At 57.1% G+C, this 23894-nt stretch carries 21 protein-coding genes; 20 read left to right on the top strand and 1 reads right to left on the bottom strand.

Going from position 1 to position 23894, the window contains the following annotated elements; all coding sequences use genetic code 11:
* Positions 1 to 161: 161 nt before the first annotated feature.
* Positions 162 to 887, top strand: a complete 726-nt coding sequence (locus N1689_RS03735; protein WP_161736060.1) for a glutamine amidotransferase — start codon at positions 162 to 164, stop codon at positions 885 to 887.
* On the opposite strand, the gene N1689_RS03740 is transcribed toward N1689_RS03735, so the two are convergent.
* Positions 875 to 1438, bottom strand: coding sequence for a class I SAM-dependent methyltransferase (locus N1689_RS03740; protein ID WP_260057949.1), 564 nt, complete (start codon positions 1436 to 1438; stop codon positions 875 to 877). The genes N1689_RS03735 and N1689_RS03740 overlap by 13 nt on opposite strands.
* A gap of 233 nt (positions 1439 to 1671) precedes the next feature.
* Between N1689_RS03740 and N1689_RS03745 the strand changes: the two genes are divergently transcribed.
* The 19 genes from N1689_RS03745 (at position 1672) to tssE (ending at position 23893) form a co-directional block, all read left to right on the top strand.
* The gene (locus N1689_RS03745) at positions 1672 to 3192 is read left to right on the top strand and encodes an aldehyde dehydrogenase family protein (protein WP_260057950.1); all 1521 of its coding nucleotides are present in this window, start codon (positions 1672 to 1674) and stop codon (positions 3190 to 3192) included.
* A gap of 1046 nt (positions 3193 to 4238) precedes the next feature.
* Positions 4239 to 4838 (top strand): SH3 domain-containing protein, encoded by a 600-nt coding sequence (locus N1689_RS03750; protein WP_161736237.1) that lies wholly within the window; start codon positions 4239 to 4241, stop codon positions 4836 to 4838.
* A 23-nt stretch (positions 4839 to 4861) separates the two neighbouring features.
* Positions 4862 to 5359, top strand: coding sequence for a type VI secretion system lipoprotein TssJ (tssJ, locus tag N1689_RS03755; RefSeq protein ID WP_222924161.1), 498 nt, complete (start codon positions 4862 to 4864; stop codon positions 5357 to 5359).
* 5 nt (positions 5360 to 5364) lie between these two features.
* The gene (gene tssK, locus N1689_RS03760; protein ID WP_260058082.1) at positions 5365 to 6705 is read left to right on the top strand and encodes a type VI secretion system baseplate subunit TssK; all 1341 of its coding nucleotides are present in this window, start codon (positions 5365 to 5367) and stop codon (positions 6703 to 6705) included.
* A gap of 17 nt (positions 6706 to 6722) precedes the next feature.
* Positions 6723 to 7961, top strand: a complete 1239-nt coding sequence (locus N1689_RS03765; RefSeq protein WP_161736239.1) for a DotU family type VI secretion system protein — start codon at positions 6723 to 6725, stop codon at positions 7959 to 7961.
* Positions 7962 to 7964: 3 nt separating this feature from the next.
* Entirely contained in the window at positions 7965 to 11594 is a 3630-nt protein-coding gene (gene tssM, locus N1689_RS03770) for a type VI secretion system membrane subunit TssM (RefSeq protein WP_260057953.1), read from the top strand.
* Between the two features lie 14 nt (positions 11595 to 11608).
* Positions 11609 to 12325, top strand: coding sequence for a type VI secretion system-associated protein TagF (gene tagF, locus N1689_RS03775; RefSeq protein ID WP_013357572.1), 717 nt, complete (start codon positions 11609 to 11611; stop codon positions 12323 to 12325).
* Between the two features lie 16 nt (positions 12326 to 12341).
* A complete protein-coding gene (gene tssA / locus N1689_RS03780) occupies positions 12342 to 13358 on the top strand; it encodes a type VI secretion system protein TssA (protein ID WP_253422140.1) in 1017 nt (338 codons plus the stop codon).
* Between the two features lie 79 nt (positions 13359 to 13437).
* Positions 13438 to 13971 carry a type VI secretion system contractile sheath small subunit gene (gene tssB, locus N1689_RS03785; RefSeq protein WP_013357574.1) on the top strand — a complete coding sequence of 178 codons (534 nt, stop codon included), beginning with the start codon at positions 13438 to 13440 and terminating at the stop codon, positions 13969 to 13971.
* On the top strand, positions 13968 to 15467 hold the full coding sequence (gene tssC, locus N1689_RS03790) for a type VI secretion system contractile sheath large subunit (RefSeq protein ID WP_260057955.1): 1500 nt from the start codon (positions 13968 to 13970) through the stop codon (positions 15465 to 15467). The genes tssB and tssC overlap by 4 nt, the downstream gene beginning before the upstream one ends.
* 545 nt (positions 15468 to 16012) lie before the next feature.
* The gene (locus N1689_RS03795; RefSeq protein WP_033779371.1) at positions 16013 to 16495 is read left to right on the top strand and encodes a type VI secretion system tube protein Hcp; all 483 of its coding nucleotides are present in this window, start codon (positions 16013 to 16015) and stop codon (positions 16493 to 16495) included.
* 124 nt (positions 16496 to 16619) lie between these two features.
* Positions 16620 to 17495, top strand: coding sequence for a peptidoglycan-binding protein (locus N1689_RS03800; protein WP_260057958.1), 876 nt, complete (start codon positions 16620 to 16622; stop codon positions 17493 to 17495).
* A 12-nt stretch (positions 17496 to 17507) separates the two neighbouring features.
* Positions 17508 to 17909 (top strand): lysozyme inhibitor LprI family protein, encoded by a 402-nt coding sequence (locus N1689_RS03805; RefSeq protein WP_222924158.1) that lies wholly within the window; start codon positions 17508 to 17510, stop codon positions 17907 to 17909.
* Positions 17910 to 18051: 142 nt separating this feature from the next.
* Positions 18052 to 18450, top strand: coding sequence for a lysozyme inhibitor LprI family protein (locus tag N1689_RS03810; RefSeq protein WP_222924157.1), 399 nt, complete (start codon positions 18052 to 18054; stop codon positions 18448 to 18450).
* 386 nt (positions 18451 to 18836) lie between these two features.
* Positions 18837 to 20708 (top strand): type VI secretion system-associated FHA domain protein TagH, encoded by a 1872-nt coding sequence (gene tagH / locus N1689_RS03815; protein ID WP_260057961.1) that lies wholly within the window; start codon positions 18837 to 18839, stop codon positions 20706 to 20708.
* Complete coding sequence (locus N1689_RS03820) at positions 20705 to 21496, top strand: PP2C family serine/threonine-protein phosphatase (RefSeq protein ID WP_013357582.1); 792 nt, start codon at positions 20705 to 20707, stop codon at positions 21494 to 21496. The genes tagH and N1689_RS03820 overlap by 4 nt, the downstream gene beginning before the upstream one ends.
* 10 nt (positions 21497 to 21506) lie before the next feature.
* The gene (locus N1689_RS03825) at positions 21507 to 22484 is read left to right on the top strand and encodes a hypothetical protein (RefSeq protein ID WP_222924155.1); all 978 of its coding nucleotides are present in this window, start codon (positions 21507 to 21509) and stop codon (positions 22482 to 22484) included.
* 16 nt (positions 22485 to 22500) lie between these two features.
* Positions 22501 to 23328 (top strand): type VI secretion system accessory protein TagJ, encoded by an 828-nt coding sequence (locus tag N1689_RS03830; protein WP_222924154.1) that lies wholly within the window; start codon positions 22501 to 22503, stop codon positions 23326 to 23328.
* The gene (tssE, locus tag N1689_RS03835; RefSeq protein ID WP_161736253.1) at positions 23318 to 23893 is read left to right on the top strand and encodes a type VI secretion system baseplate subunit TssE; all 576 of its coding nucleotides are present in this window, start codon (positions 23318 to 23320) and stop codon (positions 23891 to 23893) included. Before N1689_RS03830 ends, tssE begins: the two co-directional genes overlap by 11 nt.
* The last annotated feature ends 1 nt before the right edge of the window (position 23894 follow it).

Consider the following 23894-nt stretch of genomic DNA (forward strand, 5'->3'; position numbering starts at 1 on the left):
TTTGATGATTTTTGCTTAGCCCGCTAATGATGGCACGAACTGCGGTACTCCAGCCAATCGCAGTGAGAAATTTTCTGCGATGGCGGTGCAGCCCGATGAGACTTTCGGATGCGATGCTGGCAGACTGATTCGAAATGACTTCTTAAAGGAACCGATTCGGTATGACCTATTCGTCCGCCTTACCCCTTGCGTTAATTCAGCTTGAAGTCCCACCCGCAAACGTCGTTTCAGAGATTGGTGAACAGCCGCGCTGGTTTATTGATGCACTGAATCTCCAACCCGATGAGTACCTGATTGTGCGGCCTCATCTGGGCGAAGCGTTACCCGATTTTGACACGATTTCCGGCGCAATCCTCAGCGGTTCCTGGGCAATGGTCACCGATCACGCCGACTGGAGTGAACGCAGCGCCGCCTGGATCAGAGCGGCGATTGATCATGGTCTGCCGCTGCTCGGTGTGTGCTACGGCCATCAGCTGATGGCGTATGCGCTGGGCGGTGAAGTGGCAGACAATCCCAACGGCTGGGAGCGCGGTCTGTTACCCATTCGCTGCTCAGATCAGACACAGCGCGATCCGCTGCTGCAGACGCTACCCGCCGACTTCAGCGTCTGGCTGTCGCATCGTCAGTCGGTCGTCAGCGCGCCGTCCGGGGCGCAGGTACTGGCCGCTTCTGCGCGCGATGGCTGTCAGATTGTGCGTTATTCACCGCAGGCGCTCTCGGTACAGTTTCATCCCGAATTTTCACGGCACATCATGAGTGTCTGTACGCCGCCGGGCTGCACAGAGGATGGGGCCAACGAGATTGAAGGGAAAGACTGGGCGCGTGAGTTGCTGGTGACCTTCTGGCAACAGACGCGCCCGGCAGTAGGGCGTGCTCAGGGCGCGTAGTGACGCGTGCAGCGGTAAACCCAGGCGGGTGGTACATTTTTCAGCACCCGCTGGCGCTCCCAGGTGAAGTACCGCGACAGGTCAGGCTGGGTCAGCGAGGTGTACTGAAACTGTATAAAAACGCCGTCCGGGCCGAGGGCGTTATAGACCGCCCGCAGAATGGCTTCACGCAGTTCGGGCGGTAAGGATAACAACGGCAGGCCGGAGAAGATCACGTCATAGTTGCCGTTCAGATACTCCGCAGAACAGGTGCGCACGGTCATGCGCGGATCCTCCAGCGCGGTTAGCTTGCCTGCCAGCGAAGTGCTGATTTCAAAGGCATCCAGGGTGGCGTCGGGCGCCATCTGTGCCAGTATCTGCCGGGTCAGTACGCCATCGCCCGCACCAAGTTCCGCGATGCGCGACGCTTCAGGCCATTTCACCGATGTAATCATCGTCCGGCACAACGCCTCTGACGAGGGGGTAATGCTGCCCATCTTGCGCGGATTGCGGATAAACTGATGCAAGAAATTGGCTTTAGCGCGCATCTGGGTAAAAGCTGAAGCCAGCATGCTTATCTCCAGAATGAATTCATCCTCAGGTTGACCCCCTTTGTGCCGCACAAGTTTCTCTCTGACTACGTTTTCGGGAAAAAGTCGGAATTTTCTCTAAGCGCAGCGTAAACGCCTATTCCTTCGGGGCGGTCACAGTTTCCGGTTAACAGACCTGACAGGCTCACAATGATCCTTCATGTTAATAATAAGTTTAATCATTGTTACGTCACTCACCTGTCAGGAGAATGATCATGCGTTACGCTGCCCCCGGAGAACAAGGTTCTCTGATTACGCTACAGAAGAATTATGGCAACTTCATTAATGGTGAATTCGTCGCGCCAGTGAAGGGTAACTACTTTACTAATACCTCGCCGGTAAACGGCTCTGCGGCCGGTGAGTTCCCGCGCTCAGATGCTACTGATGTGGATAACGCGGTGGCCGCTGCTGCTGCTGCTGCGGACGCCTGGGGCAAGACCTCGCCACAACAACGCTCACTGCTGCTACTGAAAATTGCCGATCGGCTGGAACAGCATCTGGAGACCATGGCGGTCTATGAAACCTGGGATAACGGTAAACCGGTGCGCGAAACGCTGGCGGCCGATATGCCGCTGGCGGTCGACCACTTTCGCTACTTTGCCGGTTGTGTCCGGGCGCAGGAGGGCAGCGCGGCAGAGATTGATGAGTTCACCGCCGCCTACCATTTCCATGAGCCGCTGGGGGTGGTGGCGCAGATTATCCCCTGGAACTTCCCGCTGTTGATGGCAGCCTGGAAACTGGCTCCGGCGCTGGGAGCAGGGAACTGCGTGGTGCTTAAACCGGCTGAACAGACGCCGCTGTCGATCACCATCTTTGTCGATCTGATTAAAGATCTGCTGCCGCCGGGTGTGCTGAACGTGGTGCACGGCTTTGGTAAAGAGGCGGGGGAAGCGCTGGCGTCCCATCCCGGTATCGCCAAGGTCGCCTTTACCGGCTCCACCGCTACTGGCGGGCATATTCTGGAGCTGGCAGCCAAAAGCCTGATCCCCTCGACGGTCGAGCTGGGCGGCAAGTCACCGAACATCTTCTTTGAAGACATCATGCAGGCGGAGGAGAGCTTTATTGAGAAAGCGGCCGAAGGCGTGGTACTGGGCTTCCTGAATCAGGGTGAAGTCTGCACCTGCCCATCGCGTGCGCTGGTGCAGGAGTCGATCTACGAGCCGTTTATGGCAGCCGTAATGAAGCGGGTAAAAACCATCAAACGCGGCGACCCGCTGGACACCGAGACCATGGTAGGCGCGCAGGCGTCGCAGCAACAGTTCGATAAAATTCTCTCTTATCTCGAAGTGGCGCGGCAGGAGGGGGCCGAAGTGCTGGTGGGCGGCGGCGTAGAGAAGCTGGATGACTCACTCAACAGCGGCTACTACATCCAGCCAACCCTGCTGAAAGGCAACAACAGCATGCGGGTTTTCCAGGAGGAGATCTTTGGCCCGGTGATCGGCATCACCACCTTTAAAGATGAAGCGGAAGCGCTCAGTATCGCCAACGACTCGATTTATGGCCTGGGTGCCGGCGTCTGGACCCGTGATATCAACCGTGCCTATCGGGTGGGCAGGGCGATCAAAGCGGGGCGCGTCTGGACGAACTGTTATCACCTCTATCCGGCGCACGCTGCCTTTGGCGGCTACAAGAAGTCGGGCATTGGCCGTGAAACCCACAAAATGATGCTCGATCACTATCAGCAGACGAAAAACCTGCTGGTCAGCTACAGTATCGAACCGCTGGGCTTCTTCTGATAGCCTTAATCGTGCCGGAGTAATGCGGCACGCTCTCTCGCTAAACCACGCTACGGCGTGGTTTTTTTATGCTCTGTCGGGGCTGTGAGCTGCTCACTAAGCGAGCCGGTAAAGCATAATTAATCAGTCTGCTCTTAAAGCGGGCATGACCTGGTTAACGCTTCGCTTATTGCGTTTTAATCGCCATCCATTCTCTGTCTGCGCCATGCCAGGCGCATAGCTGCTTAATCATCTGATAATCAGGCATTTGCCGCGCAGCCGACTGACGCAAAACGCTGAGTCTGGCTGCCTGAACAACATGAACGTCTTTTGATTTGGCTTAAATCAGAACCATTTAAAACATGAGTGATTTTAATGCCAGTCTCAGAAAAAACTTATTTATGTGCAATAAAACTTCATACTTTCGTATGTTGTTAAGATTAGTCCTAACCGCGTGCTTAAAACTAACCCCTATTTGTATTAACTTAATTAGTTAAACTTTACTTAACTAAATTCTTCTGAAAGTGGGCCGTTGAAATTTTGTCAATCTTCTGTAAACTCGCAGCTAATATTTACACATGGATTGTAATTTCAGACTCACGGGCAGGATCTACCTGACTCGTGCGGTAGCTATGAAATTTCGTTAAAGTTATAAAGTATTGAAATTAAAAGAATATAATGAGAATTTATCGGGCATAACGCGTCATTTTTTACTGCCGGGTAATTAACTCACTGTTACTGGCTTAATTCAATTCGACGGTTTTTCGACCAGGGATGGCATAAGGAAAGCTTGGGTTTACCCCACCTTCTTAAATTTGCCGGGAAAAAATTGATCATGTTTCTGATCGTTGTTTACCAGGTCAGATTCCTCCCTTTTCCCGTTTACGTCCCCGATGTTGCTTTTTTATACTTAACTTTTGCTGATCGGTTAACCTTTCGCAGCAAGACGCTTAAGCGCTTTTTGTTTAAGGATTGTTTTTTAATCTGGCACTAAGCGGCTTCCTGTGAAGATGACATCTCGATTTTCATTACTGACACCCGGCCTCTGGCCACTCTCCAAGGTATGAATGGAACACAACATGAAAAAAATGGTGAAGCTCCGCGTTGCGTTAGGCCTGATGTTTGTTTTTTCAGTCGCCGGTTGTAAAACCCCGCCAAAAATGACCGATGACACCCTGGTGACCAGCACGGTGGACGGTGTGGCGATCAGTCACCGTTATGCCGTAAAACCGCCAGCGCAATTCAGTCCGGTCAATGAAACCTATCGCGCCCTCTATCCCGGCTCGGTGATGAGCCAGCCAGGTTACGGCGGCAAGGTGGTAGAGACGCTGAAAACCGGCGAAAGCTACACCGTGATTGGTCAGGTCGAGAACAACTGGCTGGCGCTGGGTGAACCCGCACAGGCCGCAGCAGAAGCTAAGCCGGACAGCGCCACCACTGCCGTGAAAGATGCCGCTCAGCCTGCCGCGCCGCAGGCAACCGTCCAGCTGACAGGCTATGTGCCATTCCGCGCCGTAGTGAAAAGCGCACTCTACGATCAGACCGTTAAAGCCGATCAGCCGAAACGCCGCGTGCGCAGCAGCAGCAAGAAAAAAACCTGCGTCGCGGTTAACGGTGACAGCACCGCCTGTCAGAACAGCACTAACGGAACCTGGATCATTAACTAATCGCACTGAGCAGGGAGGGCTTGATGATGAGAACAACACAACTGCGCGGTGGGTTGATCGTGCTGCTGATGTGGCTGCTGACGGCCTGCAGCGGCAGCAGTACGCCGCCGGTGGCTTACTACAACCTGGACGTTCAGGGGGAGAATCAGCTTAACGGCGGTGCGCCGCTGAAGGTCCGTGTGGTGTTACTGAGCTCCGATGCGGAGTTCATGTCAGCAGACTTTTACTCCCTGCAAAACCAGTCTGCAACGGTGCTGGGCAGTGCGCAGCTTAACACCCAGCAATTCTTCCTGACGCCAGAGCAGCGCAGCAAAACGCTGCGGATTAAGAGCCTGCCTGAGGCACGCTTTATCGGCATCATGGCGGAATATCAGGCGCTGGATGGCAAGGTGTGGCGACTGTCGCTGCCGGTTCCCGAAGGGGAGTCGCCCTCATTCTGGGCATTCTGGAAACGAGACGATAGCGAGCTGAATGCGCGCATCGTGGCGGGAATGAATGGCCTTCGCGTGGAAAAACAGTGATGCCGATGAACAGAGCCGAAAAGGTCATCTGGACCGAGGGGATGTTTCTGCGTCCTCACCATTTCCAGCAGTCAGAAAATTATCTTCTCAGCACCCTGCGTGAATGGGGTCAGTCACAGCGTGTCTACACCTGGGGCTTTTACGATCTTGAGTTTGATGAAGCGCTGTTGCGTCAGGGCAAACTGGCGCTGAGCGCGGCCAGCGGTTGTCTGCCAGACGGCACGTTTTTCGCCTTCAGCCAGCCACAGCATGGCCCGGCACCGCTTGATCTGCCGGCCTCTGTTGATCGCAGCAAAGTGGTGCTGGCAATACCGACCCGGCGCAACGGTCGCGAAGCCGTCGCCTTCCAGGAGTCGCAGGATTCTCTGGCGCGCTATCTGGCCTGGGAAGCGGACGTGGAAGATGACAACGCACAGGCCGTGGGCAGCGCGACGGTACAGTTCGGCAAGCTGCGCCTGCGGCTGATGCTGGAGCAGGATCTGACCGCCGAGTGGACCGCAATGGGCGTTGCGCAGGTGATTGAAAAACGCAGCGACAACCACATCCGGCTCGACAGCGATTATATCCCGCCGATGCTGACCCTGAATAGCAGCCGTCCGCTGCAAAACATGTTTAATGACCTGCACGGGCTGATCCAGCAGCGCAGCCAGCAGCTGAGTCAGCGTGCACCCGGAACCGGCCGCTTCAACAGCGCCGATATGGTCGATTTTATGCTGCTGGCGCTGCTCAATCGTCAGCTTGGCCTGCACAGCCATCTGCAACATCTGCCGCTGCTGCATCCTGAAACCCTCTACAGCCACTGGCTGCAACTGGCCGCCGAGCTCAGCACCTGGACGCCCGCGCGCGCGCCGGAAGGACTGCCGCTTTACGATCATGACGACCTGCACAACTGCTTCAGCCGTCTGTCGCTGCTGCTGCGTCAGGGGCTATCGCAGGTGATGGAGGAGAGCGCCATTCAGCTGCCGCTGACGCAGCGTTCGCACGGCCTGAACGTCGCCACCGTGCCGGAGAGCAGCATGGTGCATGAGTTCGGCTTTGTGCTGGCGGTGAAAGCCAGCGTGCCGGCCGACACCCTGAAAACCCATTTCCCGGCACAGATGAAAGTCGCGCCGGTCAGCAAAATCCGCGATCTGGTGCAGCTTCAGCTGCCGGGTCTCGCACTTCGGGCGATGCCCGGCGCGCCGCCGCAGATCCCGTGGCATGCCGGATACAGCTATTTCGAACTGGATAAGAACAGCGAGCTATGGAAAGAGATGGAGCGCTCGGGCGCTTTTGCGCTGCATCTTGCCGGTGAGTTTCCGGGCCTGAACATGGAGTTCTGGGCCATCCGCAGTCAGTCAGAATAATAAACTGAGCACGCAGCATGATGCAGGAACAACAACATTCACACAGCGATCTTGCGCCGGATGCCAGCCACCAGAATGTGCTGGTTGCGGCGGCCAACCCCCTGATTAACGCGATTCCACAGATCCGCCATTCGGTGTCGCATGAAGACCCGGCGCAACTGCGTCAGCAGCTGATCGACCAGATCCGCCGCTTCGAGCTGAGCTGCCAGCAGTCTGGCCTCGGCTACGAAGTGATCATCGGCGCGCGCTACTGTCTCTGTACCGCGCTGGATGAGGCGGCGGCGCTGACGCCGTGGGGCAGTCGCGGCGTCTGGACCAGCAATGGTCTGCTGGTCACCTTTCACAACGAAACCTGGGGCGGCGAGAAGTTTTTCCAGCTACTGGCGAAGCTGTCGCAGAACCCCAGACGTCACATTCTGATGCTGGAGCTGATCTACTTCTGCCTGCTGCTGGGGTTCGAAGGACGCTATCGGGTGCTGGACAATGGCCGCTCGCAGCTGGAGACCATCAAACAGCGCCTGCTGCAGATGATTAAAAGCGTGCGCGGCAGTTACGCCGCGGCGCTGTCACCGCATCCCACCGATCAGCCGGTGCTGCGCAAGCTGTGGCGACCAATGATCCCGCTGTGGGCCTGCGCCGCCGTGGCCGGGCTGGCGGCCTGTCTGTTCTATATCGTGCTCAACTGGCGTCTGGGCGATTACACCTCGCCGGTACTGGCCCGCATCTATCAGACGGCGCTGCCGGAAGTGAAGATCGGCAACCCGGCACCGCCTCCGCCTGCCACGCTCAACCTGCGGGCCTTCCTGAAGCCGGAAATTGATGCCGGGCTGGTGGCGGTGCGTGATGAAGCGGACCGCAGCGTGGTGACGCTGAAAGGGGATGGGCTGTTTGCTTCGGCGGCGACCGAGGTGCGCGGCGGCTACATTGACGTGATCCAGCGCATCGCGGCGGCCATGAACAACGTCAGCGGGCAGATTCAGGTGATTGGTTACAGCGATAACGTGCCGATCCGCAGCGCGCGCTTCGCCTCCAACTTTGAACTGTCGCTCGCGCGCGCCCGTTCGGTTCAGACTCTGCTGCAACAGCAGCTGGCGCAGCCGTCACGGGTGAAAGCGGAAGGGCGCGGTGAAAGCAATCCGCTGGTGCCGAACACCAGCGCAGAGAATCGCGCGCGTAACCGTCGTGTTGAAATCACGTTACTGGTTGCGCCGGATGCGACGCATGCCGAACTCAACGGCCTGGCGAGAGGGAACTGATCCATGCTGAATATTCTGTTTGCGGTGCTGACCAGCCGCCTTGCGTGGGGCTTTGTCGGCATCACCGCGCTCTCATTTATTATCTGGGTGATTGGCCCGGTCTTCTCTATCGTTGATTCGCGGCCGCTTGAGCCAGAGCAGAACCGCATGATCAGTATCGCGCTGCTCTATCTGGTCTGGGGCCTGGGGCAGGCGATCCCGCGGCTCTACAACTACTGGCTTAACCGCAAGCTGATGTCGAGTCTTGAAACCGGCAAAAGCGATGCACCGGAAGCCGATCGTCAGCGTCTGACCAGTGAAGAGCAGGTGCTGGCAGGGCGTTTTTCCGAAGCGACTGAGATGCTGAGAAAGGCGCACTTCCAGCGCCACAGCAGCAAAGGCACGCCGTTCTGGGCGCAGCGCTTTGGCCGTCAGTATCTCTATCAGCTGCCGTGGTACATGATTATCGGCGCACCTGGTGCCGGTAAAACGACGGCGCTGGTCAACTCGGGCCTGCAGTTTCCGCTGGCGGATAAGTTTGGCAAGTCAGCGCTGCGCGGCATTGGCGGTACCCGCAACTGCGACTGGTGGTTCACCAACGACGCGGTGCTGCTCGATACCGCCGGGCGCTACAGCACCCAGGAGAGTCAGCAGGAGCGGGATGCCAGCGAATGGCACCATTTCCTCGACCTGCTGCGTAAATATCGCGGACGTCAGCCGATCAACGGCGTCATCGTCACCCTGAGCGTTTCCGATCTGCTGAGTCAGTCACCTGAGGCGCTGCGCAACCAGGCGCTGGCGCTGCGTCAGCGCCTGATGGAGCTGCACGATCGTCTCGGCATCCGTTTCCCGGTCTATGTGCTGGTCACCAAAGCGGACCTGCTCAAAGGCTTCCGCAGCTACTTCGCCTCGCTGGACAAAGCGCAGCGTGAACAGATCTGGGGATTCACCTTCCCGTGGGCGAAAGCGTCCGCCGCCGATTTCGAGCTGAACAGCCAGTTCCAGCAGGAGTATTCCCTGCTGCAACAGCGGCTCGATGCCGGACTGGCCGATCGGCTGCTGACGGAGAGCGACGCGCAGGCGCGGGCAGAAAGTTATCTCTTCCCGCAGGAGTTCGCTGCGCTGCGTCCGTTGCTGGCCGACGCGCTCGACACGTTGTTCGCCCGCTCCGATTTTGAAACCCAGTTCGCGCCACGCGGCATCTACTTTGCCAGCGGCACCCAGGAAGGTCTGCCGTTTGATCGGGTAATGGGTGAACTGAACCGTGCCCTGAATCTGCCTGGCCAGCAGGCGGGCGAATCGGGCAGCTGGGATCAGGTCGATAAGGACGCCCCGATTCCGCAGAACAAAGGGCAGAGCTTCTTCCTGAAAGGCGTGCTGGAGAATGTGATTTTCCAGGAGTCAGGTCTGGCAGGCAGCAACCGCTGGTGGGAGCTGCGCAACCGCGCCGGACTCTGGTCAGGCTATCTGGCGCTGCTATTGCTGTTACTGGTCGCGGGCGGTCTGTGGCTCACCAGCTACAGCAAGAACAAAGCCTATCTGCAGGAGATGGCCGCTAAAGCGCCGCAGGTGGAGCAACTCGGCGACCAGCTTCAGAAGCAGGTCAACGGCGATCTCTTTGCGCTGGTGCCTTATCTCAACACCCTGTTACACCTGCCGGAAAGCGCCGACTTCTCGCTGGAATCGCCGCCGCTGACGCGCCGTATGGGCCTTTATCGTGGTACCGAGGTCAGCGATGCGACGCGTGCGCTCTACGATAAAGCGCTGAAGCAGCTGCTGTTGCCGCAGGTGGCGCAGAACATCACCCGCTGGCTGCGCAATGACAATGGCAGTGACGCTGACTACAGCTATGAAGCGCTGAAGGCATATCAGATGCTCTACCAGCCGAAGCACTACGACGGCAAGTTTTTGCAGGCGTGGCTGATGCTTAACCTGTCGCGCGAGCTGCCGCAGAACGTGACGCAGCAGCAGGTAAAACAGCTGGCGTGGCATCTGCAACAGCTGCTGGAGACGCAGATTCACTCGTCGCCGTATGCGAAGGATGACGCGCTGGTAAAGCGCGAGCAGGCGCTGATTAATCAGATGCCGCTGTCACAGCGCGTCTACGGACGGCTGAAGCGCCTGCTGCAACGTGATGACAGCCTGCAGCCGGTGACGCTGGCAGCGCTGGGCGGTCCCCAGAGCGAGCTGGTTTTTTCCCGTAAAAGCGGTAAATCGGTGAATGATGGCGTAGCGGGGCTCTATACGCCGGACGGCTACTGGCAGCATGTGGACAAGCAGATTGGTCCGGTGACGCAGGCGCTTTATCAGGACGATCTCTGGGTGCTGGACGGCGCTGCGCCGCAGCAGAAAAGTGAGCAGACCGATCTTGCGGTGCGCCAGCTCTATGTGCAGGACTACATCCGGCAGTGGGAGCAGTTCCTGAGCGATATTCAGCTCAACAGCAGTGCTGATCTTGCGCAACGCATCAACACTGCGCGCTTGCTGTCGGGCAACCACTCGCCGCTGCGCCAGCTGGTCATCAACCTCAGTAACCTGCTGACGCTGAACCGGGCGCAGCCCGATGAGAAAACCGCGCAGGCGGCGAAGCCGTCGGATAACAGCGCCACCCGCACCCTTGAAGCGCTGTTTACCTCGCCCGAAGCAGCTGCGGCGCGTGGGCAGGCGGCAGCGCAGGCGTCACCGGAGCAGGCGGTTGCGGTGCATTTTGCGCCAGTGCTTGAGCTGGCCCAGCCGTTACAGCAGGGCAGTAAGGTGCTGGCGGTGGATGATTTCCTGCATCAGATTGACGATCTCTATCGCTACCTCACGGCGGTGCAGGATGCCGCCAACAGCGGAATGCCGCCACCGGCCAGCGATGCGATTAGCCGTTTGCAGGCCAGCGCCGGACGGCTGCCCGGTTCGCTGCAGAATATGGTCTCCAGCATGGCGGTCGGGGCCAGCAGCGATGCGCAGCGCCGCGACATGGATAACGTCCGTAAACGCATCACCATGGAAGTCGGCAGTTTCTGTCGTCAGGCGATCGCCGGACGTTATCCGCTGGTGCGTTCCGCGCGCAGTGAGGTGACACCCGACGATCTGGCGCGGATGTTTGCTCCCGGCAGCGGCATGATGGACAGCTTCTTCCGCGACAATCTGGCCAGCAAAGTCGACACCACCAACGCCTCATGGCGCTTTACGCCGGGTATTGACGGTAAAACCCTGCCGGGTGGCGAAGCACTTCTGCGTCCTTTCCAGCAGGCGCAGTCGATTCGTGATGCGTTCTTTGCCAACGGCGCCACCACGCCAGGTTTCCGCGTCACGCTGCGCACCGTAAAAATGGACAACGACATTCTTAACCTGACGCTGGATGTGGATGGACAGCAATTGCGTTACAGCCACGGGCCACAGGCGGTGCAGATGGTCAGCTGGCCCGGTCCGGGCGGCACCAGCCAGGTGCGGATGCAGCTGGGCCTGACCAACGGCACTACCTCAACGCTGGTCACCAGTGGGCCCTGGGCACTCAATCGCTTCTTCGATCGCGCCCGTGTTACGGCGGCCGGCGGCCTGACCCGCGAAGCCACATTCAGCGTGGAGGGGCATCAGGTCACGCTGTCGTTCACCCCTGGCAGCATTCGTAACCCGTTCCAGCTTCCCGGCTTTAGCTGCCCCTGAAACAGGACCCGACAATGACTCATTACGCTGCACCCTGCTGGTACGGCAAATTGCCCAGCGCCGGTGACTTTGTGAAGCGCCGCTTTCCTGATGTCCTCTATCGCCAATGGTCCAGCTGGTTCCAGGTGGGCCTGCATCACTGGCAGAGCAGTCAGGAGGGGGATAACGCGCCGTCGCGCCCGTTCCTCAACGCGCCGGTCTGGAATTTTGTGGTGCCGCCGATGCTGGGCAGTCAGCTGATCCAGATGGGCTGCCTGATTGCGGCTCGGGACAGCGTGGGACGTAACTACCCGCTCTGCGCGCTGCGTCACTTTACCCCCGCCGAGTGGTCGCCGGCCCTGCTGGCACGCTCCGGCGAGTGGTATCAGCAGGTGGGCAATACGCTGCTGCGGGTGGTACAGGGCGGCGGATCGCCGGAGCAGCTGGATCAGGCGCTGATCAGCATTCCGCAGCCGCAACCGCCGCAGGAGACGGGCGAGCCGTCAGATATTCTTAACGTTATCGGCCATGGCGACACGCCTTCAACGCTGAACTGGACGCTGCCGGGCGAGAATTTCGACCCGCAGTTCTATACCAGTTTCTGGTGGACCAATCAGAGCGATGGGTTCCCGCTTTATACCCAGGTTCACAGCGGTAACTTCACCGCGCAGCTCTTTTCCTTGCTGTTTGATCCGGCCGGTGGGGCAAAGCCGGGACGAAACGGACTTTATCCCCCGATGTTTGAATCCTGAGGCGACACGCATGACGATGAATACAGAGGCTTTACTGGCTCCGGTCAGTGATGACAATCCCGGCGGCGATAACCTGGAGTACGACGCCGATTTTCAGGCGATGGAGCAGGCCAGTGCCGGTAAAGCGGAACAGCAGTTCGGCAACACCATCATTCCGGCAGAACCCGCCGACTGGAACAAAGTCGAGAAGCTGGCGATAGCGCTGCTGGCCCGCAGTAAAGATTTACGGGTGATGCTGGCGCTGACCCATGCCTGGACGGAGCTGAAAGGGCTGCCGGGCTATGCCCAGGGGCTGAAGCTGATTGAACAGGCGCTGCTGCTCTACTGGGAGCCGCTGTGGCCGCGACTGGAAGAGTATGGCGAACAGGATCCCTTCTACCGTATCAATGCTCTGGCGCTGCTGGGTGACAAGACTGAACTCAGTGGCGCAGTGCGTCAGTGCTGGCTGCTGCGCTATCCGTCCGACGGTATCTCGCTGCGCGATGCCGCTGCCCTGTGCGACGGCAGCAAAACCGAAGTGGCGGACTACCCTGGCGGCCTGCCGCGTCTGATCGACGAACTGGCGCGCGGCGACCAGCCCGGCATTGAGGCCGTGTTGCAGATTCATGAGCGGCTGCAGACCATCTGCGAAACCGTGGCCGAACGGCTGGGCGACGCGGCGGTGCCGGAACTGGCCCTGCTGCGCAGACAGATTGCGCTGATCGCCGAACGCTGCCAGGCCACCGACATCAGCCAGCTGATTCCCACCGCAGCGGCGGAACAACCCGCAGAAGCGGCGGCCCCGGCGGCAGTCGCCACGGCGCCGCGCGCGGCCGCGGACTGGCGTACGGTGCAGATCGGTTCCCGCGCCGATGCCCAGCTGATGCTGGAGAAGGTGAAGCTCTACTTCACTCAGCATGAGCCGAGTCATCCGGCCCCGCTGATGATCGACCGGGTGCAGCGCTTAATCGAGCGCGACTTCCTGGAGATCATCCGCGAACTGGCACCCGATGGCGTGCATCAGCTGGAAACCATTTTCGGACGTCGCGACTAAGCAGGCGTGACCCACTCACACAGCGGGACCTGCGCGCCTGCTGTGGCACATTATCCGCGCATCATTGATGGAGAAAACCATGGCAACAAGCAAATCCAGTGGGCAGAAGTTCATTGCCCGCAATCGCGCGCCTCGCGTTCAGATTGAATATGACGTGGAAATTTATGGCGCGGAACGCAAAATTCAGCTGCCGTTTGTGATGGGCGTGCTGGCGGATCTGGTGGGTAAACCGCTGGAGCCGCAGCCGGGCATCGACGACCGCAAATTCCTTGAAATCGACATCGATAACTTCGATGAGCGCATGAAAGCGCTGAAGCCACGCGCCGCGTTCCAGGTAGACAACACCCTGAATGGTGAAGGCAAGCTGAACATCGATCTTACCTTCGACAGCATGGATGACTTCTCGCCGGATGCCGTGGCCCGCAACGTCGAGCCGCTGAGCAAGCTGCTGGAAGCGCGTACCCAGCTGGCAAACCTGCTGACCTATATGGACGGCAAAAACGGCGCTGAAGAGCTGATTGGTAAGGTGCTGCAGGACCCAACGCTGCTGCAGGCTCTGACCCATCTGCCTAAGCAGGATGAGGCCACTGAAGGTAAGGAGCCGCAGGCATGACGCAGACTTCACAACAACCCCAGTCGCAGGGCGCGGCCAGTTTCAGCCAGGATGAGTTCAGCGCGCTGCTGAACAAAGAGTTCCGGCCGAAAAGCGACCAGGCACGCGCCGCCGTCGAAAGCGCGGTGAAAACCCTGGCGCAGCAGGCGCTGGAGAACACCGTCACCGTCTCCAGCGACGCCTATCGCACCATTCAGGCGCTGATCGCGGAGATCGACGAAAAGCTGTCACAGCAGGTGAACCAGATTATTCACCATCCGGAGTTTCAGTCGCTGGAAAGCGCCTGGCGCGGCCTGAGCTATCTGGTGAACAACACCGAAACGGACGAGATGCTGAAAATCCGCTTTATGAGCATCTCCAAGCAGGAGCTGGGTCGTGCCCTCAAGCGCTATAAAGGTGCTGGCTGGGATCAAAGCCCGCTGTTCAAGAAGATCTATGAGCAGGAGTATGGGCAGTTCGGTGGTGAGCCGTTTGGCTGTCTGGTCGGCGACTACTATTTCGACCACAGCCCGCAGGATGTTGAGCTGCTGGGTGAGATGGCGCGCATCGGTTCGGCCGCCCACTGTCCGTTTATCACCGGCACCGCGCCGGAAGTGATGCAGATGGAATCCTGGCAGGAGCTGGCGAATCCACGCGATTTGACCAAAATCTTCCAGAACACCGAATATGCCGCCTGGCGCAGCCTGCGTGAGTCGGAAGATGCACGCTATCTGGGCCTGGTGATGCCGCGCTTCCTGGCGCGTCTGCCTTACGGTATCCGTACTAATCCGGTCGACAGCTTTGACTTTGAAGAGCAGACCGACGGTTCCGATCACGGCAACTACACGTGGAGCAATGCCGCCTACGCCATGGCCGCCAACATTAACCGCTCGTTTAAAGAGTATGGCTGGTGTACGGCCATTCGCGGCGTGGAGTCGGGCGGGGCAGTGGAAAATCTGCCGTGTCACACCTTCCCGAGCGACGACGGCGGCGTGGATATGAAATGTCCGACCGAAATCGCCATCAGCGATCGTCGAGAAGCCGAACTGGCGAAAAACGGCTTTATGCCGCTGGTGCATCGCAAAAACTCTGACTTCGCTGCCTTTATTGGCGCGCAGTCACTGCAGAAGCCGACGGAATATCACGATGCCGATGCCACCGCCAATGCCCGTCTGGCCGCGCGTCTGCCTTATCTGTTCGCCTGCTGCCGCTTCGCGCATTACCTGAAGTGCATCGTGCGTGACAAGATCGGCTCCTTCCGCGAGCGCGATGAGATGGAACGCTGGCTGAACGACTGGGTGATGAACTACGTCGATGGCGATCCGGCTAACTCCTCGCAGGAGACCAAGTCACGCAAGCCGCTGGCGGCTGCCGAGGTGAATGTGGAAGAGCAGGAAGATAACCCAGGCTATTACGCCGCGAAGTTCTTCCTGCGTCCGCACTATCAGCTGGAAGGGCTGACCGTTTCGCTGCGTCTGGTCTCTAAGCTGCCGTCACTGAAAAATGATAATGCGTAAGGGCTGAGTTGCAGTGGTATCAGGCGCGAAAGGGTTTTGCGCCTGATGTCTCACAGAAAGGTTGCTGAGATGAACGTCAGGGAGGATGACAGGATGGTTAAAAAATTAGTTCTGCATTTACTACGTTATTTACTGGTTTTTATTTCAGCCCTGATTTTATCCACCTGCGCAGGTTATTTCATTTTCTTCTGTGACTGGAATGTCACGATGATCAGGAAAATAACTAACGGCATTCTGATTACTCTTTCAGTCACTGTATCGTTAAGTTTTTACTGGGCGGCGGGTAAGCTAAGGAAATTTATTGAGTGCTTGTCTGCTTCCTGAATAACGGGTCAGAACCTCAATTTCTCATCATGAGAATTCAATAAATACATTGCCCGGCCTGGTGCCCGGCAACGCACTATCTGAAATATGGTTTATGACGATATTTCAGAAGCAAGGCAAAGGTAAAATATGGACTGTTTTATTCAGCCCCATGCTTTTCTTTTTGCCATATCCTTGCTTTTTTGAAAGCAATAATCTCAACCAATAAAGAGTGAAAGATAATGGCTATTGATATGTATCTGAAGGTAGACGGCATTACCGGCGAATCTAAAGATTCAAACCACACTGGATGGATCGATATTGACTCCTTTTCCTGGGGTGCCAGTCAGCCAGGCAATATGAGCGTGGGTGGCGGTGGCGGTGCGGGTAAAGTTAATTTCAACGACCTGCACATCAACGCCAAAATCGATAAGGCGGTCACTGCACTGCTGAAAAACTGCGCCAGCGGTAAGCACGTCGCGAAAGTCGAAGTGTCAGTTTGCAAAGCGGGTGGCACCCAAATCGAATACACCCGCATCACGCTGGAAGATGTGCTGGTGACTAACGTTCAGTTTGTGGGTTCTGAACACGACGACACCCTGGGCGTAACTTATGCCTTCCAGGCTTCTAAAGTGAAACAGCAGTACTGGGAGCAGAGTTCTTCCGGTGGTAAAGGCGCAGAAACCAGCGCTGGCTGGGATATCAAAGGCAACAAAGAAGCGTAAGAAGCGATACGCCTCCGTACAGGAGGCGTATCTCTCCTGGCCAGAGAAGCACGCGTCGTCATGCGCATTCTCCAGCCGGTTTACACGGATTCTCTGAATCAACATTATTGTGCGGAGAGAGTAAATGAGTATTTCTGGCTCGGTTGGTGTCGGTGGCCGTAATCAGTACGGCGACGTGAAAACAGTACAACAGTTGTTACAGCGCAATGGATATCCACAACTCCGTGCCGATGGCCGCATGGGACCCAAAACCATTGAGGCGATTAAGCAGTTTCAATCCCGTTTTATGTCTCGCCCGGATGGTGTTGTCGATATCCATGGCAAGACGTGGAATACGCTTTCTAATCCTTCAGGTAGCAATACAATAAACCCTTCGTCTACGCCATCAGAAAATATTAATAATAATTCTGGTCGCCTTACTGTGAGTGCCGGACAGGTTACCTTCGATGCCGAAGGTAATGATAATCCCCATAGTCCTTTTTTTAGCCGGCATATACACTGGCCTGGTGGTAAGTCAGGCGTAACCATTGGCCGGGGTTATGATATGGGAGGAAGAAGTTCAGATGAAGTCTATCTGGATCTTATTCGGGTTGGAGTTGAAGAACAGCAGGCAAGAGCGCTATCTTTAGGTGCTACTAAAAAAGAAACTTCAGCGCAATTATGGGTAAGAAGAAACAAAATAGAGTGCGGTGTAATTACGCGTGAATCGCAGGCCAGGCTTTTTGAAACTATCTATCCTATATATGTAAGTCGGGCCAGATCGGTTTATTTATCAGCGACTGCGGAGAAAGCTGAAAGAACGAGTTGGGATGAATTAAAACCGGCGATAAAAGATATCGTGGTGGATTTGGTTTATCAGGGAGCTGGTTTTAAACTTAACATGCAAGCCGCTATGTATAATGATATTGACAAGCTGGCTGATTTTATTGATAGTTCAAGCTTTCTTCAACAGTATGAGAAAGGCCGTAATCGTGCTCGTTATCTTCGAAGCCGGAAATGAAATGGGAGATGTATGAAAAAGTTGTTATTTATCTCGATGTTAGCAGCTGGTTTTTTTGCGGTGCAGCCTGCTTATGCAACAACGGACTGCTCACAAGGTAATAATGTTCAGGAAGTTTATTCCTGTGCCCAAAAAAACAGAAATGAAACTGAGCTTGATTTAAATAAAGAATATAAACTTGCTAAAGGAAGAGTTGAAACACTTTTTAAAGGTGATGATAAAGAGTTAAGTCAATATATGGATACGTTGACTGAAGCTCAGCGAGCCTGGCTGAAATATCGAGAGAATGACTGTAAGCTGGCATCTTATGCTGCAGATAAGGGAAGTGATTTAAGTAACGCTAACGTCAATATGTGCACTTCAGAACTTAATGAGCAAAGAATTAAAAAACTTAAGTTACTACCTTATCATTGATAGTGAAAGTACTGTTGACAGTGTTGAAATTTGCATGCCGTGAAAAAATTAAGCGTTATATGATTTCTTAAAATTATTTATCAGCCCCGATAAAGTCGGGGTTGATAAAAATTTGGTTTGTATTAAAACGGCTGAAAAAAGTATGAAAAGACTACATGAAGTGGCTTTGATCGCTGTCTCTCTTTGCATAAGCGCTTCAGCATTTGCTGAAGATACCTGTGCAAAACAGCCATCAGACGGTGCATTGTTTCAGTGTACTGTTCAGCAGAAGAAGCTGGCGGAAGATGACCTGAACAAAGCGTACCAGACAGCTAAAAAACGCATTGTACAGATGTACGGCACGCAGAAAAAACTGGCTGATGATTATGTCGCCACGCTGGTGGATACGCAGCGCAGCTGGCTCAGGTATCGTGACGGTCAGTGCAAACTGGAAGCCTTTGCCGCTGAAGAAGGCAGCAATGCGAATGCGGTTGCCACCAGCCTCTGTGTTATCCGCATCGACAAAGAGCGTACTGCTATTCTGAAGCAACTGCCTTACTGATTACGTTGTCGTGCTCAGTCTTTACAGAATGGGCACGACATTAATTATAAAATAACTCTCTGCATTACGCTGTAATCGCGTTTATTAAATTCAGGTAAGTAATATTTTGTTAATTATATTCCTGCGGATTACGCACTGTTGATTTGTATGGAAGCTAAATTCGAGTCTATTTTTATTTTTATCCCATCGTTCATTGGGATTAATTTTTTTCGCAGTAATCTTATTTAAAAAAGCTGCCTAACCGCTCTGTTTAAATAGGTAAGTCAGCCCAGCGATAATATAAAAACCCAACCCCACTATTAAAAACTCACCGCTCCCTATACCCCGCGTCTTTCCCCGAAAGGTGCGCGGTATAGATGCCGAACCGCTAACCGCAGGAATCCGTTATGCGCTTTACGATAATAACGACTAAACCCGGCCAACAGCCGCCGCAAACTCATTGTGATTTCTTCCCGCCCGGCGGCACCATTGGTCGCGGCGTGGATAACAATCTGGTGCTGCCGGATGACGACCGAACGCTCTCCCGGCTGCAGGCCATTGTGCACATCACCGCGAACGGTGAATGTCGCCTGACTAACCGTGGCAATGTGACGCGCGTGCTGCTCAACGATATTCCGCTGGAACGCGGTCGTCAGGTTGAGCTGCAGGATGGGGACATACTGGGCATTGATGATTATCAGCTGCTGGTCAGCGATCTCAACAGTGCGCAGCTGCCGCAGGCTGAAAGGGCGGTTTCGCGTCCGGAGCCGGTCCAGCCCACAGCGCCTGCTCGCGAACCGGCAGCGGAAAAAGCGAGCACCACCGCCGCCATCCCCAGCGAAATCTGGGACAGCCTGGCGAAAGAGTTTTCGATTTCTGACGATCTCTCTAAACGCAAAGCGGTGCCGGAGATGCCGGATGCCCATCCGCTGACCGCGCCCGCCATGCCAGACCGCAATCCGGAAGATCCGCTGGCACAGCTGATCAACGATGCGCCGCTGGATTATGGTCAGCAGCCCAAAAACAGCAGCCTGTTTGACGGCGGCGATGCGCTGTTCGCACAGCAGAGCATTTTTGACGACCGCACGCCAAGCACGCTGGCGGCTCAGCAGAACACTACGCCACCGCAGGCTGAAACGCCTGCCGCTGAACTGGATCCACTGAGCCTGTTCGACGGCGAGAACAGTGCGGACGTGCGCAACCATGATGATCCATTAGGACTGATGATGGGGAACGCGGTGCCGCTGGCGCAGCCGGAGCCAGCGAAACCGGCGACGCTGCATGTGCCGCCTCAGCAAGAGGCAAGGCCTGAGCCGGTTGCCGCACGCTCACCTGAGCAGGCCTCCGTCAGCCTGAACGAAATGAATCACTCTCCGCTGTTCAGCGGCGATGAATCACAGATTGACGATCAGGCCTACAGCCCGCCTCACGGCGACGCTCCGCGCCAGACGCTGCTGGCAGATGAGGCGGAGTCTGGACAGACAGACGCCGTGAATCCGCAAAACGACTACGGCGGCATTACGCTGCCGACACCGCAGGCGGTGCAGCGTACTCCTTCTCCGACGCCAAAAGGGCGGCTGCGCATTGATCCGGTTGCCTCGGGTCACCAGCATGCCGCCGCCGTGCAGCCCTCCACCTCCAGCCAGAGCAGCGGCGAGGCCCTGAAAGGCGAACTGCTGGACGCGCTGCTGGAAGGGATGGGCCTGCGCGATCTGCAGCCGACGCCGCAGTTTGACCGCGAGCAGATGCTGCAGTTTGGTCAGATGCTCAGTATGTTCTCGCAGGGTACGGTCGCGCTGCTCTCGTCGCGCTCGATCCTTAAGCGCGGCGTCAAGGCCGACATGACGGTGATCCTCGACGACGCCAACAACCCGTTCAAGCTGCTGCCGTCGGGCAAAACCGTATTAATGCAGATGTTCGGCAGCCGGATGCCGGGCTTTATGCCACCGCGTCAGGCGGTGCGGGATGCGCTGATCGATTTGCAGGCACACCAGCTGGGCATGATCGCCGGTATCCGCGCCATCATCGCCTCGATGCTGCAATCCTTTAATCCCGAGCAGCTGGAAGAGGAGGCGCGTCAGGCGGGGTCGGTTTCCCGTATCGGCCTGCCGGGCAGCCGTAAAGCGGCGCTGTGGGAGCATTTTGTTGAGCGCTACGGCGAGACAGCGGGCGAGATCGAAGACGATTTCCACACCCTGTTTGGCGAAGCGTTTCTGCACGCCTATGACCTGGAAGTTAATCAGTACAAAGACTCACAAACCCACACGGATGACGCATGAATATCACTATTGCCTCGACGTCGAACCAGGGCGATCGCGCCAGTAATCAGGATCAGATCGGTGATGTCATCGGTAAGCGCTCCGCCTGCTTTGTGGTGTGCGACGGTGTGGCCGGGTTTCCCGGCGGCGACAGGGCGGCCGCCATCGCCCGCAGCAGCCTGCTGGAAGCGTTTGATGGGGATGCGCATCTCAATGCGCAGTCGATTCGCAACTACGTCAATCACGCGAATCACGCTATCCGGCAGCAGCAGAAAGCCAGCAGCGAGCACAGCCGGATGGGCACCACGCTGGTCAGCCTGTTCATCGACCGCGACTACCATCTTGCCTGCTGGGCCCATGCCGGTGACAGTCGCCTTTATCTGTTCCGCCGCGGCTATCTCTATCTGGTCACCACTGACCACAGCCTGGTACAGCAGATGAAAGATGCCGGACATCGTACCGAAGGCATCAACAGCAATCTGCTCTATTTTGCACTGGGAATGGGTGATGAGCAGCGCGACGCCAGCTACAGCGACGTGGTCGGGATTGAGGATGGCGATGCCTTTCTGCTCTGCACCGATGGTTTCTGGCACGGCGTGACGCTGGAGCAGATGCAGCAGTCACTGCACATGGTGAATACGCCGGAAGAGTGGCTGACGCTGATGCAGCAAATCATCAAAAACGATCAGTCAGATCAGGGGCAGCAGGATAATTTCAGCGCACTGGCCGTCTGGATTGGATCGCCCCAGGACACCACTTTGCTGCACTCGCTCTCTGAAGCGGCGCAGTTCTTCCCTCTGCGAGATTGAGAACGCCAACATGAAATATGGATTACTGGGTCTGGCTGCGCTGCTGCTCAGCACGCACGCTTATGCTGAAAACTATCGCATCGTTCAGTCCCCGGCACAGAAACTGGATGTCTGGATTGATGACGTCAAAAATAATCAGCTGTCGAGCTGGTGTAACAGCACCATTAACCTGCGCATCGTCACGCTGGGTGAGAAAAACGCGTCGGTGCTGAAAGAGTTTCTGCCACGGGTGGCTGGCCTGATGGCGTCGCAGTGTAAACCGCTGCAGCAGCTGCACTGGCAGCTGACCGATACAGCGGGCAGTGAAATCGCTACCGGCAGTGCCGCCCGGGCGCAGCAGTGGAAGACCGTGGTGACGCCGCCCGCGCCGCCAGCACAGCAACAGCCAGCCACGGCTGCCGTGCCTGCGGACCCATTGGTCAATGCCGCCCAGGCGGATACCTCGCCATGGCTGCAGTTCAGCCTGCTCGACGGCTGCCATTTCCGCACCTGGTGGCAGCATCCGGCGCAGGGCAGCGCAATGTTTGTGCCGGCTAAGCAGGGGCTGGTCTGCGGTTCCGATGGCTGGCTCAGCGGACACAGTCGTCTGACGCAGCAGGGCAACGGCGCACCGGCAACCGTCGGCGTGACCTTCCTGCAGGGCTTCCCGGTGATGGGGCTGAACAGTCAGTCGCCCACCGCCGAACTGCACATCACCACGGTTAATAGCGAGCGCATGGTGCTGAGTAACGAGAAATCCCCGGACAGCTGGCTGGTTCTGCCGTTCAGCAACCGCTTTAACGGCTGGCAGGCGACCCGTCAGGTGGTGGTGCTGATGCCCGCCAGTGAAGCCGCTGATGAGAGTGCTTTGCAGGCACGTCTGCAGGAAGTCCGTAAAGTCTGGTCACCGTGGGTCAGCGGCAATACCACGCTGAGCGTGCAGCTGGTGGAAAAACTGCACCCTGAACTGAAAGATCCCGCCGCTGCGGTTTATCGCACCCTTAACTGACGCAAAAGGAGTTTGCATGGAATCCTTACAACATCATCTTGCGAACGCCACGCTCAGCGAGACGCTGGCTGACGTTACCCGCCAGATTCAGGCCAATCCGGCGAACGCCGATCTACGCGCCGCCTTTGTGCAGCTGCTCTGTCTGGCGGGCAACTGGTCACGTGCGCAGACGCAGCTGCAATCCTGGCTGGCGTTAAGCCCGCAGGCGCAACCTACCGTCAATCTGTTGCAGCAGGCGATTGCTGGTGAGCTGCAGCGTGACGCCGTGCTGCGTGGCGTGGCACAGCCGGTGCTGCCGGGCAGCGCGTGGCACTGGTGCGATACGCTGCTGGCCGCGTTGCAGGCCGAAACCGCGGGCGATGTCGCGCGCGGCAGCGCACTGCGTGCTGACGCGCTGGAGCGTGCGGCCGCCAATCCCGGCACCGCGACTCAGCAGGATCAGCCGACCGCCTTCAGCTGGCTGATGGATGGTGACAGCCGTTTTGGGCCGGTGTGTGAAGTGATCAATCAGGGCCGTTATTACTGGATCCCGTTCGCCGCCATTCGTGAGATGCAGTTCCAGGCACCCGCCAGCGTCACCGATCTGGTGTGGCGTCATACGCGGGTGCAGCTGGTGGATGGCAGCGAGCAGGTGTGTCAGATCCCGGCGCGCTATCCGCTGCTGGCGGGTGCGGATGAGCGTTTTCTGCGTGCCAGCGTTACCGAATGGCAGCCGCTGAGCGACGACCCGGACCAGTTTATCGGCCAGGGACAAAAAATGTGGCTCAGCGACAGCGCAGAGTTCTCGCTGCTGAGCCTGCAGCAGGTCGCGTTTGATAATACAGAGTCTGCCGATGAGTCATGATTCCGGCGCACACAATGATGGCTATGCCCAGCTGCATGGCGGCTTTCGCGCGCGCAAAAAGCGCGATGCCCTAACCGCCCGCGACAAGCTGCAATCCTCATTGCTGGATCGCCTGACCGACAACGCGCCGGACAGGCAGCAGGAGGCGGAAAACAGCATGCTGATCAGCCACAGCACGCTGCGCCGCCACGTCCTGCGCGATCTGCAGTGGCTGTTCAACACCATTAATAACGAAGCGCAGCAGGACCTCAGCGGCTTCGGTCAGGTGCAGCGCTCGGTCTGGAACTTCGGCGTTGCGCCGCTGGCCGGGCAGAACGTCTCCGATATCGAATGGCAGGATATGCAGCGCAAAATGACCAACGCCATTCTGCACTTCGAGCCGCGCATTCTGCCGCAGGGACTCCAGGTGCGCTGCGTCAGCGATCTCGGCTCGCTTAGTCTGCACAACGTGCTGTCGATTGAGATCAAAGGGCGGCTCTGGTGCGTGCCTTATCCGCTGGCGTTTCTGTTCCGCACTCAGGTTGATCTGGAGAGCGGCCATTTCGAACTTCAGGATGCAGGGTAAT

This window comes from Pantoea sp. XY16 (assembly GCF_025153065.1).
GTDB lineage: Bacteria > Pseudomonadota > Gammaproteobacteria > Enterobacterales > Enterobacteriaceae > Pantoea > Pantoea alfalfae.

What these genes read in the sequence shown, in the direction of transcription:
- N1689_RS03810 (WP_222924157.1), top strand. Translation starts at nt 18,052, where the DNA reads ATGAAAAGACTACATGAAGTGGCTTTGATCGCTGTCTCTCTTTGCATA.
- N1689_RS03750 (WP_161736237.1), top strand. Translation starts at nt 4,239, where the DNA reads ATGGAACACAACATGAAAAAAATGGTGAAGCTCCGCGTTGCGTTAGGC.
- tagF (WP_013357572.1), top strand. Translation starts at nt 11,609, where the DNA reads ATGACTCATTACGCTGCACCCTGCTGGTACGGCAAATTGCCCAGCGCC.
- N1689_RS03820 (WP_013357582.1), top strand. Translation starts at nt 20,705, where the DNA reads ATGAATATCACTATTGCCTCGACGTCGAACCAGGGCGATCGCGCCAGT.
- N1689_RS03735 (WP_161736060.1), top strand. Translation starts at nt 162, where the DNA reads ATGACCTATTCGTCCGCCTTACCCCTTGCGTTAATTCAGCTTGAAGTC.
- N1689_RS03740 (WP_260057949.1), bottom strand. Translation starts at nt 1,438, where the DNA reads ATGCTGGCTTCAGCTTTTACCCAGATGCGCGCTAAAGCCAATTTCTTG.
- N1689_RS03830 (WP_222924154.1), top strand. Translation starts at nt 22,501, where the DNA reads ATGGAATCCTTACAACATCATCTTGCGAACGCCACGCTCAGCGAGACG.
- tagH (WP_260057961.1), top strand. Translation starts at nt 18,837, where the DNA reads ATGCGCTTTACGATAATAACGACTAAACCCGGCCAACAGCCGCCGCAA.
- N1689_RS03805 (WP_222924158.1), top strand. Translation starts at nt 17,508, where the DNA reads ATGAAAAAGTTGTTATTTATCTCGATGTTAGCAGCTGGTTTTTTTGCG.
- N1689_RS03765 (WP_161736239.1), top strand. Translation starts at nt 6,723, where the DNA reads ATGATGCAGGAACAACAACATTCACACAGCGATCTTGCGCCGGATGCC.
- tssK (WP_260058082.1), top strand. Translation starts at nt 5,365, where the DNA reads ATGAACAGAGCCGAAAAGGTCATCTGGACCGAGGGGATGTTTCTGCGT.
- N1689_RS03825 (WP_222924155.1), top strand. Translation starts at nt 21,507, where the DNA reads ATGAAATATGGATTACTGGGTCTGGCTGCGCTGCTGCTCAGCACGCAC.
- tssA (WP_253422140.1), top strand. Translation starts at nt 12,342, where the DNA reads ATGAATACAGAGGCTTTACTGGCTCCGGTCAGTGATGACAATCCCGGC.
- tssB (WP_013357574.1), top strand. Translation starts at nt 13,438, where the DNA reads ATGGCAACAAGCAAATCCAGTGGGCAGAAGTTCATTGCCCGCAATCGC.
- tssJ (WP_222924161.1), top strand. Translation starts at nt 4,862, where the DNA reads ATGATGAGAACAACACAACTGCGCGGTGGGTTGATCGTGCTGCTGATG.
- tssC (WP_260057955.1), top strand. Translation starts at nt 13,968, where the DNA reads ATGACGCAGACTTCACAACAACCCCAGTCGCAGGGCGCGGCCAGTTTC.
- tssM (WP_260057953.1), top strand. Translation starts at nt 7,965, where the DNA reads ATGCTGAATATTCTGTTTGCGGTGCTGACCAGCCGCCTTGCGTGGGGC.
- N1689_RS03795 (WP_033779371.1), top strand. Translation starts at nt 16,013, where the DNA reads ATGGCTATTGATATGTATCTGAAGGTAGACGGCATTACCGGCGAATCT.
- N1689_RS03745 (WP_260057950.1), top strand. Translation starts at nt 1,672, where the DNA reads ATGCGTTACGCTGCCCCCGGAGAACAAGGTTCTCTGATTACGCTACAG.
- N1689_RS03800 (WP_260057958.1), top strand. Translation starts at nt 16,620, where the DNA reads ATGAGTATTTCTGGCTCGGTTGGTGTCGGTGGCCGTAATCAGTACGGC.
- tssE (WP_161736253.1), top strand. Translation starts at nt 23,318, where the DNA reads ATGAGTCATGATTCCGGCGCACACAATGATGGCTATGCCCAGCTGCAT.